This window comes from Bacteroides sp. AF25-5LB, from assembly GCF_003602965.1.
Taxonomy (GTDB): domain Bacteria; phylum Bacteroidota; class Bacteroidia; order Bacteroidales; family Bacteroidaceae; genus Bacteroides; species Bacteroides uniformis.
Map to the genome: position 1 here is coordinate 108,797 of NZ_QTMC01000013.1, position 13,435 is coordinate 122,231.

The 13,435-nt window shown below is 45.6% G+C and carries 8 protein-coding genes; all 8 read right to left on the reverse strand.

What is annotated here, in order from left to right; all coding sequences use genetic code 11:
• Positions 1-17 precede the first annotated feature (17 nt).
• Positions 18-3,407 (reverse strand): transcription-repair coupling factor, encoded by a 3,390-nt coding sequence (mfd, locus tag DWY57_RS14745; RefSeq protein WP_119961978.1) that lies wholly within the window; start codon positions 3,405-3,407, stop codon positions 18-20.
• 752 nt (positions 3,408-4,159) lie between these two features.
• Positions 4,160-6,163, reverse strand: coding sequence for a hypothetical protein (locus DWY57_RS14755; RefSeq protein ID WP_119961980.1), 2,004 nt, complete (start codon positions 6,161-6,163; stop codon positions 4,160-4,162).
• A 2-nt stretch (positions 6,164-6,165) separates the two neighbouring features.
• Positions 6,166-7,779 carry an O-antigen ligase family protein gene (locus DWY57_RS14760; RefSeq protein WP_131226002.1) on the reverse strand — a complete coding sequence of 538 codons (1,614 nt, stop codon included), beginning with the start codon at positions 7,777-7,779 and terminating at the stop codon, positions 6,166-6,168.
• Positions 7,780-7,809: 30 nt separating this feature from the next.
• Positions 7,810-8,262, reverse strand: a complete 453-nt coding sequence (locus tag DWY57_RS14765; protein WP_117600958.1) for a hypothetical protein — start codon at positions 8,260-8,262, stop codon at positions 7,810-7,812.
• A gap of 491 nt (positions 8,263-8,753) precedes the next feature.
• Positions 8,754-9,017 (reverse strand): hypothetical protein, encoded by a 264-nt coding sequence (locus tag DWY57_RS14770; protein ID WP_117600959.1) that lies wholly within the window; start codon positions 9,015-9,017, stop codon positions 8,754-8,756.
• 220 nt (positions 9,018-9,237) lie between these two features.
• Positions 9,238-9,690, reverse strand: coding sequence for a hypothetical protein (locus DWY57_RS14775; RefSeq protein ID WP_133302459.1), 453 nt, complete (start codon positions 9,688-9,690; stop codon positions 9,238-9,240).
• Positions 9,691-9,757: 67 nt separating this feature from the next.
• Complete coding sequence (locus tag DWY57_RS14780) at positions 9,758-11,170, reverse strand: hypothetical protein (RefSeq protein ID WP_119961983.1); 1,413 nt, start codon at positions 11,168-11,170, stop codon at positions 9,758-9,760.
• A 49-nt stretch (positions 11,171-11,219) separates the two neighbouring features.
• Positions 11,220-13,382, reverse strand: a complete 2,163-nt coding sequence (locus tag DWY57_RS14785; RefSeq protein WP_117600963.1) for a glycoside hydrolase family 97 protein — start codon at positions 13,380-13,382, stop codon at positions 11,220-11,222.
• Positions 13,383-13,435 lie beyond the last annotated feature (53 nt).

The following is a 13,435-nucleotide window of genomic DNA, read 5'->3' on the forward strand; positions in this document are numbered from 1 at the left end:
GGCAGGAGTGGCAACAGTTACTCCTCCACCTGCATTGCCACTACCTCCTGCAACACACAGACAGCTTCTTCCACCGTCCTGACATCCTTCACCAGCATACTCCGTTTGTTGTTCTGCTCGCGCAGGTCGCAACGACGGGTATATTTCATCATGTAGGCAATGACCTTACCGAAAGCCTGGCTCTGATAGTACGGGCTGTCCGGATTGGAGACGAAGAACAGGGACATGCGCCCACCTTTCAGAAAGACTTTCTCCACGCCGAGGCGGGCAGCCAGGCGTCGCAAGGGAACGATGCGCAGCAGTTCTTCCGTTTCGGGAGGAATCGGGCCGAAGCGGTCTTCGAGGCGGGAACGGAAAGCATCCACATCCTTGTCGAGTGTCAATCCGTCCAACTCGCGATAGAGCAACATACGCTCGCTGCTGCCAGTCACGTAATCGGCAGGCAACAGAAGTTCAAGGTCGCTTTCCACCTGGCATTCGTCGACAAACTGTTCTCCACTGATGACGCCTCCGTCTGCTTTCAGTTCTTCGGCATAAAGGTCGGCAAACTCGTCGGTCTTCAGTTCATGCACAGCTTCGGAGAGAATCTTTTGATAAGTCTCGTAGCCCAAGTCAGCAATGAAACCGCTCTGTTCGGCACCGAGCATATTGCCTGCACCACGGATGTCAAGGTCTTGCATGGCAATGTGGATGCCACTGCCCAGGTCGGAGAAGTTCTCGATGGCTTGCAGGCGTCGTTTTGCTTCGGGAGTAAGGGAGGACAAAGGCGGTGCCAGCAGGTAACAGAAAGCTTTTTTATTGCTCCGCCCCACACGTCCGCGCATCTGGTGCAAGTCACTGAGGCCGAAGTTCTGCGCCTGGTTGATGATAATGGTATTGGCATTGGGTATGTCGATGCCACTTTCGATGATGGTAGTGGCAAGCAGCACGTCGTAATCGTAATTGACGAAATCAAAGATTATCTTCTCCAGTTCGGCAGGCTCCATCTGTCCGTGTCCGATACAGACACGGCAGTCGGGAATGTGCCGCTCTATCATGGCCTTCAACTCAAACAGATTGGAAATACGGTTATTCACGAAGAATACCTGCCCGTTACGGCTCATCTCAAAATTGACGGCGTCGGCAATGATTTCCTCGTTGAAGGTGTGCACTTCCGTCTGGATGGGATAGCGGTTAGGCGGCGGTGTCTGGATGACGCTCAAGTCGCGCGCACCCATCAGCGAAAACTGCAAGGTACGGGGAATGGGTGTAGCCGTCATGGTCAGCGTATCCACATTCACCTTCAATTGGCGGAGTTTCTCCTTGACGGAGACGCCGAACTTCTGCTCCTCATCAATAATCAACAAACCAAGGTCTTTGAACTTAACGTCTTTTCCCAGGATACGGTGGGTACCGATAAGAATATTCACTTCCCCTTCGGCAAGCCCTTTCACTACAGCCTTTGCCTGAGCAGCGGTGCGGGCACGACTCAGATACTCCACCCGGCAAGGCAAGCCTTTCAATCGCTCCTTGAAGGTCTGGAAATGCTGATAGGCAAGTACGGTAGTGGGCACTAGTACAGCCACTTGCTTATTGTCCGCCACAGCCTTGAAAGCGGCACGAACAGCCACCTCCGTCTTGCCGAAACCCACGTCACCGCACACAAGGCGGTCCATCGGGCGGGCACTCTCCATGTCAGCCTTCACGTCGGAAGTAGCCTTGCTTTGGTCGGGGGTATCCTCATAGATGAAGGAGGCTTCCAACTCCCGTTGCAGGAAGCTGTCGGGACTGTATTGGAACCCCTTCTCCTCGCGGCGTTGCGAGTAGAGTTTTATCAAGTCGCGGGCAATATCCTTTATCTTCGTCTTGGTGCGGTCTTTCAGCTTCTCCCAGGCTCCGGTGCCGAGCTTGTTGAGGCGGGGCGCTTCACCCTCCTTTCCCTTGTACTTGGAAACCTTGTGCAGAGAGTGGATGGAGACAAACACCACATCTTCGTTCTGATAGACAATCTTCATCACCTCCTGCGTGGTGTCACCGTTGGGGATACGTACCAGTCCGGCAAAACGCCCCACACCGTGGTCGGTATGCACCACATAGTCGCCGGGGGTGAATTGGTTCAGCTCCTTCAGGCTCAAGGCCACCTTACCGCCGCGTGCCTTGTCGCTCTTCAAGTTATACTTGTGAAAGCGGTCGAACAACTGATGGTCGGTAAAGATACAGATACGTAAAGTGTCGTCGGCAAAGCCTTCGTGCAGTGTCCGTTCTACGGCGGTAAAGGATATGTTGTCTCCACGGTCCTCAAAGATGGCACGGATGCGGTCGGTCTGTTTCAGGCTGTCGCTGCATATGTAGATGGTGTAGTGACGGGAGAGGTATTCGCGGAAACTCTCCGCCACCATGTCGAAGTTTTTATGGAAGATAGGCTGTACCGTAGTATGGAACGAGACGGTGGCATCCGGTGTTCCGGTGGGCTTGTTGCCAAACTCCATCCGGCGGAAATCGAGGGCGCGCAGGGTGAACTCGCCACCATCAATCAGCTTGCCTTCCAGCGTGATGGCTCCATTCTCCTCCGACTCACGGGCAGCGATGGCCTGTGGGGTGAGCGATTCGTCGTGCACGGTCTGGATGCGTTCGCGTAGCCAGAGGAAATCGCGCATGGCAAGCAAGCTGTCCGACGGAAGGAAATCGAGGAACGACACCATGCCGCCGCTTCCCCTTTTTTCCAGGCTATGGCTCAAGTCGGGAACTATCACGATGCTTTCTTTCCTCTCCTTCGAGAGCTGTGTTTCCACCTCGAAGGTACGGATGCTTTCCACCTCATCGCCGAAGAAGTCTATACGGAAGGGATATTCGGAAGAGAAGGAAAAGACGTCGATAATACTGCCACGAACGGCATACTGCCCCGGCTCGTAAACGTAATCCACATATTCGAAACCGTAGCTGCGCAATACGTCCGTCACAAAGTCCATATCCCCCCTCTCGCCTGCATGCAGTTTCAGTGTATTCTCCCCCAGTTCCTTACGAGAGACCACCTTTTCGGCCAGCGCATCCGGATAGGTCACCACGCAAAGCCCCTCTTCTCCTTTTTGCAGGCGACTCAGCACTTCTGTACGGAGTATTTCGTTTGCCGCATCCTTCTGCCCGTACTTGATGGCGCGGCGAAATGAAGAAGGAAAAAACAATACCTGCTCTGTCCCCAATATCTGCGTCAAATCATGATAGAAATAACCGGCTTCCTCCATATCGCCCAGAATGAAAACGAGCGGACAAGTAGCCCACTGAACCAATACAGACGAAAACAAAGAAGCGGCAGAGGCATATAAACCTCCGCAATATAGGTGACGGACAGAGTTATCTTTCAGAAGCCTGCACACCCCCTCTACATTGGGATGGGAAGCATAAGATTGTTGCAGTTCAGTTATATTCATTGCTTTGCGCTTTTTCCCCCGGTATTGCCTCTCATAAGGTATCCTACCGAAATAAATTCGGTGCAAAAATACACAAATAATCTTTAGCTTTGACCTGTCGGCAACTATGTTCTCTGAAATAATCTTTCTGCTGTCAGCCTGCACATCCTTCACCTTTTTTCTGTATCGCCCTATTTATCGGGGAAGGCAATGAAACTTCTTTTCCTCCAATTATGAATAACACAGCCTGCACAATCCCTATTCAGGAGTTATGTTACACAAAGTTTATCCCCAGCCTGCGGACATGTATCCCAGGGGTTGGTCTGTCTATCCCAAGGCTTGGGATAGACAGACCAAGACTGAAGAGCACTTTTTCTCCCTATATCTACCCACTTTATCCTTTATACTTCGAAAGTTTTTCTTTAATAGTTTGAATGTTTTCTGTTAATGATTGAAACGGGAATAGCTAAAGATTGAGGCTAAAGTTCAAAGTCAAGCATACGGTTCTTTGATTTAACCTGCATTCCTTATAGTCAGGAGTTAGAAGGAGCTACATTAGTGGCTCAATTTTAATAAAACACCAATGAAAACTTATCATTAAAAATTGAGCGGCCCACCGCATTACAAATCCGACCATAAGGAAAGCAACACCGAAAACGGCAAAGTTTCTGCTATAGCCGAATATCCCTATTAGCAGGCTGGCTACAGACTGGAACATCGTCACCATCAACAATAAGGAAACCGTATCATTCATTTCATGATTCATATCAGATTCACCACCATTCATGCTTTCCATCCTCCTGTGTAAATATACGCACCTCCTGTCCTTTCGTCTTGTTCCTCAACAGAAGCAAGGCATTCCGAGGCACCCTGTCATAGTTCATTGTATACGAACTGTCACCATACTTCTCTCCCAGCGAAACCCAGCCCGCATCAAAATAGAACAATTCATACAGCTCCCCCTTGTTTATCCCATTATCATCATTGTAAGGAGCATATACTATCCTCTTTATTTTCCGGACGCGACCGAATGACAGTCCTACCCAACCACCAGAGGATACAGGCGCATCAAAGTAGGTCAACATATCATGGTCAAACACTTTATATTTGTCACGGCCATTGCCATACCAACTACCATCCGTACCGATTATCTCCCCCTCAACCAAGTTATCCTGCTCGTCATACAATTCCAGCTCTGCCAGAAAGACATTCGAGTCAGGAGCAGACAGGTATCTGAGTGCCGTTGCCTCCACAGGAGTATCAAATACAATCGAAACCGGAGCCAGTGTTTCCGGGAATTCATCTATCGTACATACATCGGTAAATCGCTCGGAGACATCAGCCATTATCTGAAAACGGCCTCCTACCGTCCGACTCCTTGACAATTCATAGACATGCTTCTTGTCGGGATATTTCCGCCTTAAAAAAACAGAAGTAAAGGAGTTGACATCAGGGGCCAATAACCTTGTATCACCGTTCTCCTCCACAATAAAGGGATTCGATGCCGGGTACGTCTTGCCCCGATGGTAATAAGTGGCCAGGTAAGCATTACCCTTTGCGACCTTCTTGAATTCAACTTTTCCATTCTTGATACGGCCCCAGTCTATGGGAATCCATCCCTTATTATTGAACACAGACAAATAAGCATACTCCTTCTTTTCAGGAGGCGAGAACGACAAGTTTACCGTTGCCGCCACCGGAGTGAAATAGAGCTCGGAGACATCTTTCAAATGCTTGTCCTCAAACAGTGGGGGAATCTCCTCCTGCGGCAAAAGGCTTGCCAATGTGCCCTCTTGTTCGCTATACATCCTTCTGTATACCTTTGCCAGCCCGTCACGCTTCCGCATATCCGCAAGGTGTTCACCCAAAGGTACTTTGTCGTAAAAAAGAAACGGAAGCTGATAACCTTTGCCGATCAGTGTACACCAGCTGTGGCCCAAACTCCTTTTTCCCCATTGGGGAGTGAAATCAATGGCAACAGGAATGCCAAGGCTTCTTAACGAATAGACAGTCAACGCCTGTAACTCCTTGCAGTTTCCCAAGCCAATCGTAGAATAAAGCAGTGACGATGGAGAAAGCTCCGGTACAATCGTCGTATAAAAGAAATCCCTTTCCGCATATTTGCGGAGATAATAACTGCAAATGCAGGAATCGGCCATAGCAGTCCTTGCAAACGAGTCAAGAGCGACCTTCATGCTGTTCCTATAGTCTGTCATCCACTCTTCCAGTCTTTCATGCCCTATCCTATGCGGCAGTACATATTCGCAAAAATCCGAAAAATCCAGTTCCTTCGTCCAAGGATAACGCAGCGACTCGAAGCTCATGTCAATGTGTCTTATCAACTGCCCGGCAGTAAGATGTCTCAAATCACATTTTATCACCGAACCGCTTTGAAGTATCTTTCTGTTCAAGCACCGGCTTATACTGTCAACATCCCGCATAAAATCCTCCTGCACGGGAGTCCCGTTTATATTGCTCAGAGAATCTATCACACGCACGTACTCATCCCCATACACATAATCCAAGGAATAGCAGTCCATCATATTCCTTATCAAATAAACCGCCGCCTTATATTTCTGGCGGTCAGGACTGTCCAAAGAGTAGTGCTTCAACACCTTTTCCAGCTCGGACCTGTTCTCTTCAGCAGCCACAAGAGCCCGTTCCAATTTCAAATCAGAAAAGCAGGAGGAACAGGCAAGCAAGACCGCAACAAGCCCTGAAATCACGTTGAAGCCTCCATTCCTAAAATATTTCCGCAATATAAATCCCGCCATCATTTTTAATCTATTTCATCAAGAAACTGTTTCATCCTCCCCCTCACCTTAATGGAAAATGTATTCTCCACTTTTACCCGTTGCGCCAGAATATGCAAAGCCATCTTTCGGGCATTCACAGTATCTTGTTGCAACAGATACAGATTCCACAGTTTATAGTTGGGGCGTATACGTGTAGGAATCATTTCTGCAGCAACTTTATAAGACTCCTCGGCCTGCCCATAGCTTTTCCGTTCCAGATATATATCACCGCGCATACAATATGTTTCGCAAGAAAGCGGCAGCTTTTGTAACAAATCCACCTGCTCCACATTCCTAACCTTCCTGCCAAGCACGTCAATCAACAATGTTGAACTTTCACAGAAAAACAACATTACATGGCCACACACCGCCAATAACCCCATAAGAGGAACAACAGCAATTCCACAAAAAATTCTGTTTACACCCAGAACAGACACAGTTTTGCCACGACACAATCCTGTGAACAATGCAAAGTTCATCATAAGTGGCACCACATTGACCGGATATGAAAACATGGCGAATATCAGCCAAGCAGCCAATACGGCCTTCAATGTCCTTTCATCAGAAAAGACAAACGGTGACACCGCCACCAGCAGGAACAAAACAAGCCCGCACATTCCGGTTTCCACTGCAATATGCAACAGTTCATTATAGGGATAAGTCACGTTGTCGGCTACATTCAGAAAATCGGATTGAGGATGATTTCTGAAATAATCCGCCTGATAGAACATGTATTTCTTTTCAAACGCCCCTACACCGTGTCCCAATAAGGGCTTGTCCATCACCATATCCGATGAGACCCGCCATATCAGCAACCTGGCATTGGCCGACAACGGGCGATAGGCAAACAACAGGATACAAACAAATGCAACAGCCGCCACCGACAGACACACACACCACGCACGTCCACGCCATCCGAAAAATTTCATCTTCCCCCCATAAGCCATCAGCAATCCTGCCGCAACTGCCAGCAAACCGGCGCGTGAATCAGCCCAATAAAATGCAGTTCCCATAACACCTATCGAAGCTACTTTCAAGACAGTTCTCGTACTCCAATGCCGAAAAGAGGAAGCATACAATAAAACGGCAACAACCAATCCCACAGCAAGATACCCGCCCAGCGGTCCCGGATTGTTGAAAGTGCCCGTCACATCAAACAGAGGATGGAGACTCGACAAACAACCCACTTTTTGCAAAAGGGCCACAACCGCTTGTAATGATGCAGATAATATCAACGCTGAAAAAAGCGTTTCTTTATGATTCACCGTTCGCGCCAAAATATAAACCACTGCAAACAGAAACCATCTGAATATTGAAAGCTCCGCAACATCTTCCCTTTGCAGTAGCCATCGCAGGAAGATATAGCTTATAAACAGAGCAACGGCTATGTCACAAGCTGTCAGACGGACTTCTTTTATCTTTCTGCCAGTCTTCAAAAACAATAGCAGTCGGAAGAAAAGCGTCAGCAGGCAAATAATCAAGAGTGGGAACAATGGCATATCATTTTGGAATACGCCCGTCATCACCAAGCTGCACAACGGTGCTGCAATTATTGCCCCACCCAATAAAAGTTCTTTACTAAGATAGAGCTTTTTCATTGCGTTGGAATATACAGATTTTATTTATCATTAGAACTTAGGGACACGCCGTTTTACAGGATATATTTTCACAGAATCATTCATAGACTCATTCCGGTCTATAAAATATATTTTATCATGAGACATTATATATTTATATTTAGACTCGGCATTGGTCTTACCTTCTACCAAATCCCAATCTACAAGATTGGCAGAGTTTAAAAAGTCTTTGGACTTAACCTGAAATGGATTGTCAACGTTGTCCTTCAAATTTTCATATATAAAATCATAAAAATACAATTGTTTACGAGTATCTTTAGCACGTTCAAATATACTAAATATGTGAACAGCATCTCTATCCCAATCTCTAATCTCAAAAACTTGTTTACTCACACCTTTAATATCTAATTTTGTAGAAGTGAAAATCACATAAGCACTTGATTGAGAATATACATATAATATATTATACAGTACAAATAAATGCAAGAAAATTATTTTTTTCATAATCGCTATTGTTACAAATTGTTCTTTATTAAATACTCATTAATTTTTTCTTTCTCTGATTGTGTCAAATTTTCAAATGCATCAGAACTCGTAGCTCCTCCCCCCATTTTCCATACTTATAAAAGTCCTCACTCTGACCGGGGAAAGCACTTTGTAAACGTTCTTCCATCTTGTCCACATGACTGCCTATATATTCATGGTGCCCGTCATTTATCTTCCCCAATCCATCACCTCAGATGAATTATTGATATGAATAATCAACCGTTAGATAAATTATAAGCCATTAACCAGCTTCTGTTACATTAATACTTAGGAACACGCCGTTTTACAGGATATATTTTCACAGAATCATTCGTTGACTCATTCCGGTCTATAAAATATATTTTATCATGAGACATTATATATTTATATTTAGACTCGGCATTGGTCTTACCTTCTACCAAATCCCAATCTACAAGATTGACAGAGTTTAAAAAGTCTTTGGACTTAACCTAAAATGGATTGTCAACGTTGTCCTTATGGTTTTTATATATAAAATCATAAAAATACAATTGTTTACGAGTATCTTTAGCACGTTCAAATATACTAAATAGATGCCCTGCATCCCTATCCCAATCCTGAACATCAAAAATAAGATTATTAACACCTTTATCATCCGAGTTCGTAGAAGTGAAAATCACATAGACAGCAGATTGGGAATACGTACACAGCACAGTACATAGTGTAAATAGATGTAATAGGATAAGTTTCTTCATAAGCGTTATTTTTTAGCTAACAACATGTCTACTTGGTGGTTACAAACCAACAGACATTGACTTTATCAATGAGAGTTCGTTTATGCCCTCAGCATATTTACAAAGTACCTTATATGGCAGAAATACAATATACTAAAGATAAAAGCCGGCTAAAAGCCATATTATGAATAAGCGACCGTTAGATAAATAAATTATAAGCTATCAACCGGCTTCTACAACATTAATACTTAGGAACCCATCGTTTTACAGGATATATTTTCACAGAATCATTCGTAGACTCATTCTGGTCTATAAAATATATTTTATCATGAGACATTATATATTTAAATTTAGACTCGACATTGGTCTTACCTTCTACCAAATCCCAATCTACAAGATTGACAGAGTTTAAAAAGTCTTTGGACTTAACTTGGAATGGATTATCAACGTTGTCCTTCCGATTATCATACTCAAATCTATAAAAATACAATTTTTTACGAGTATTTTTCGCAAGTTCAAATATAGTGAAAATATGAACTACACCTCCGCCCAAATTATGAATATTAAAAACGGAATGCTCTACACCTTTGGTATCTGATTCTATAGGAGTAAAAATCACATAGACAGCAGATTGAGAATACGCACACAGTACAGTACACAGTGTAAATAAATATAACAAGATAAACTTTTTCATAAGCATTATTATAAATTATTATTTGTCAAATATTCGATAATTTTATCTCTCTCCGATTTCGTCAATTTCAGAAACGCATCAGAACTCGTAGCCCCTCCTCCCCATTTTCCATACTTATAGAAGTCCTCACTCTGACCGGGGAAAGCACTTCGTAAACGTTCTTCCATCTTTCCACATGGCTGCCCATATATTCATGGTGCCCGTCATTTATCTTCCCCCAATCCGTTGGCTCGGACGAATTGTTGATTGCTGACAACAATTCAGGCTCTTTAAGTGCAAATTCATTGCTGCTGCCAGCGGTTCTGGATTTCTCAAGCAATTCGAGATGTGTATATTCATGCGCCATCACGATCATCAGTTGCAATTCCGTAAGCGAACTGTTGAAAGTCAGAGTCAAAGGTACATTCTTATATAATATTTCAGAAATGGTTGCCTTGTCTGAAACGCCCTCAGCCAGATTGCCGTCACCGGTCTTGCCCTCTTTCATTCTCACCACTTTCTTGATATTATCTATCAAACCTGCAAATGTGACATCAAGCTTTTTCTTTATAGCCTGAGCCTTTTGAGATAAGACCGGCTGAACATCTCCTCCATCTGGATCTGGAGGGGTAGGCCGGCAACTACCGTTGCAATTAGGATCACCACAATTAGGACAACGATAATTGTCCGTACCGTCTTCAACCCATATCTGATAACAATACTCCTCCCAACGATACTCAAAATGACATTCTACATGAGTCTCTACAATACCTTCAGCCGTAGGATAACCCGTATGATAACAAATCTCATATTCCACCAAATGAGGGTCACAGCGGGTCACATAACCACGAGGACGGACCGAGCCGCGGTTGTCTCTCAGAGAATCCAGCTCTTCTCTGCTTGGCTCAGGTATAGCAGAAATTTTTCCCACAATCCGCCCATGATGATAAATATCCCCCCACATCATTTCACCTTGCAGACTGTAATGACGGATAGAGCCGGAGAAAGATGCCAGATCATCCAATCGCAACGAGGCCATGTCATTACTTTCCTCCATGACATAAGAATAATTACCGGTTAAATGGATTATGCTGTAAAGATACTCATTTTCATGTTTCTTTTCTATAAACAAGCGAATATCCGTATTGGCAAACTTCTCATCTTCGGGAATTTCCTCATCAAATTGCTTTCTTGCAAAAATCTTGCCTAAAGGCAGATTGAAAGGGACAACAACATAAGCGCCCTCTGCATCGGAAAAACTGACAGCCTCATTCCAAAGAGGCGTAATGACAATGTCATCATCCAAAGAACGCGTGACAGCACCCGCACCAAACGGAACGATGTCCAAAGCGTCCGCTTCACGTTCAAATGCCGTACGGGCTTCCGATACCGTCAGCTTCATCTCTGGAGGACGGAATCCCTCCGAGAAATCATGAGTACACGATGCTATCGCCAACCCCACAAAGAGTACAGAGAGCATCTTCTGTTTCAGTGTTTTCATAGGCATTATTGTTTCAATTAATTAATAAAAATGGCATCTAACGGTCAACCTATTTCCATTTCTTTACTCCTTTCATATTTTCCGGTGTGGCCTCTGTCAAGCTCAGGGCAAATCCACCGCTGCGCGCCAGCTTCACATTCATCTTGCTCTTGTTCGTCACAATACCTTTCCTAATCCGGTAAGCTGTAGCATTCTTTTCAAAATCAGCATCTTCGGCATCGGCATAAAGCGTAGCTACGTATTGCCTGCCCGGTTCCAGAAAGTCAAGAACAAAAGCTGAAGTACGTGCGTGCTCATCGGTAATGCCTCCCACAAACCAGTTCTCCGTACCCTTGGCTTTACGGGCCACGGTGATATAGTCTCCCGGCTCCGCTTCGAGATACTTGCTCTCATCCCAGTCTACCGCCACGTCCTTGATGAACTGGAAAGCGTCCAAATGAGATTCATAATTCTCCGGCAAATCGGCAGCCATCTGCAACGGACTGTAGAGGGTGACGTATAATGCCAGTTGCTTTGCCAGCGTGGAATGAATCTGCCCGTGATTGTCATGATTCATAAAATTCAGGTAAATGTCAAAGATGCCCGGGGTATAATCCATCGGACCACCAATCAGACGGGTGAAAGGAAGCACGGTGGTATGGAAGGGCTTATTGCCGTCGTAAGGCTCAAATTCCGTACCACGGGCCGATTCATTGCCAATCAGGTTGGGATAGGTGCGGCACAAACCGGTAGGACGTACTGCTTCGTGCGCATTCACACAAATCTTATATTCGGCAGCTTTTTGTATGGCATAGAGGTAGTGGTTGTTCATCCATTGTCCGCAGTGATGTTCTCCACGGGGGATTATATCGCCTACATAGCCACTCTTTACAGAGTTATAGCCATTATCCGCCATGAACTGATAGGCCTTGTCCAGATGGCGTTCATAATTGCGTACCGAAGCCGAAGACTCATGATGCATCATCAGCCTGACCCCTCTGCTGTGTGCATAAGCATTCAGCATCTTCACGTCAAAGTCGGGATAGGCCGTCACAAAGTCGAACACGAAGTCACGAGAGCTCCCTCCCCAACTTTCCCATCCTTCGTTCCAGCCTTCCACCAATACTTGGTCGAAACCATGTTCGGCGGCAAAGTCTATATAGCGTCTCACTCTTTCATTAGTGGCGCCATGCCGGCCGTTCGGTTTGATTTTAGTATAGTCGTTTTCTCCAAAACGCATGGCAATCAGTTCATCCGTATAGCTCCATGACTTCTGGCCGGTAATCATCTCCCACCACACGCCTACATACTTCACCGGCTTAATCCATGAGACGTCTTCATATGCACAAGGATCGTTCAGATTCAGGGTAAGCTTGGAGGCCAAAATATCACGGGCATCATCGCTCACCATGACAGTACGCCACGGGGTTTTGCAGGGAGCCTGCATATAGGCCTTATTTCCCAAAACATCCGGCGTCAACCACGATTCAAAAACGAGTTTTTTGTCATCCAGGTTGAGATGCATACAGGAATAGTCCACCAAAGCCGCTTCATGCAGATTGATGTACAGACCATCGTCCGTCCTCATCTGCAAGGAGGTCTGCACACCCGTAGGCGAGAAAACAAACTGGGAGGCATTCACCGTCACCGCCTTATCCATCAAGCCGCGGATTTCGGACAAACGGGACTCAGTATAGTCGTACTCCTGAGTGTCATAGTCACCGGGAATCCAGAAAGCGGTATGGTCCCCTGTCATAGCAAACTGGGTATGCTCCTCTTTGACCGTAAAACAGTGCAGACCTCTTTGCAAAGGGAACTCATAACGGAATCCCAAACCGTCATCATAAAGGCGGAAACGGATGACGATATGACGGTCCTGTTCCTTCTGTTCCAACCTCACAGCCAGCTCGTTGTAATGATTCCGTATTTGTGCCACTTCGCCCCACACGGGTTTCCAGGTTTCATCAAATGTTGAGGTCTTGGCCTCCACAAGTGTAAAACCATCCATCAGGCCCAGATCGTCCTGCAATTCCAACCCCAGCTTCGATGGATTCACCACGGCTTTGTTCTTATAAGACAATCGATACACAGGCTCACCGGAAGAGTTCACCACAAAATCAAGCCGGAGGTTTCCATCCGGTGAGGTAATGCCTTCAGCCATTGCAGCTTTTCCCGCCATAACCAAAAGCAGAAAAAAAATCCATTTCACAGTTACATCATGCATGTTTCTCATATTATTTCAAATCAAATATTATTATTCCAAGTTCCAAAACAACAAATAACAAA

Bases quoted from the DNA above. Each gene is read 5' to 3' on its own strand.
- DWY57_RS14780 (WP_119961983.1), bottom strand. From the start codon at position 11,170: ATGAAAACACTGAAACAGAAGATGCTCTCTGTACTCTTTGTGGGGTTG.
- DWY57_RS14760 (WP_131226002.1), bottom strand. From the start codon at position 7,779: ATGAAAAAGCTCTATCTTAGTAAAGAACTTTTATTGGGTGGGGCAATA.
- mfd (WP_119961978.1), bottom strand. From the start codon at position 3,407: ATGAATATAACTGAACTGCAACAATCTTATGCTTCCCATCCCAATGTA.
- DWY57_RS14775 (WP_133302459.1), bottom strand. From the start codon at position 9,690: ATGAAAAAGTTTATCTTGTTATATTTATTTACACTGTGTACTGTACTG.
- DWY57_RS14785 (WP_117600963.1), bottom strand. From the start codon at position 13,382: ATGAGAAACATGCATGATGTAACTGTGAAATGGATTTTTTTTCTGCTT.
- DWY57_RS14770 (WP_117600959.1), bottom strand. From the start codon at position 9,017: ATGAAGAAACTTATCCTATTACATCTATTTACACTATGTACTGTGCTG.
- DWY57_RS14755 (WP_119961980.1), bottom strand. From the start codon at position 6,163: ATGATGGCGGGATTTATATTGCGGAAATATTTTAGGAATGGAGGCTTC.
- DWY57_RS14765 (WP_117600958.1), bottom strand. From the start codon at position 8,262: ATGAAAAAAATAATTTTCTTGCATTTATTTGTACTGTATAATATATTA.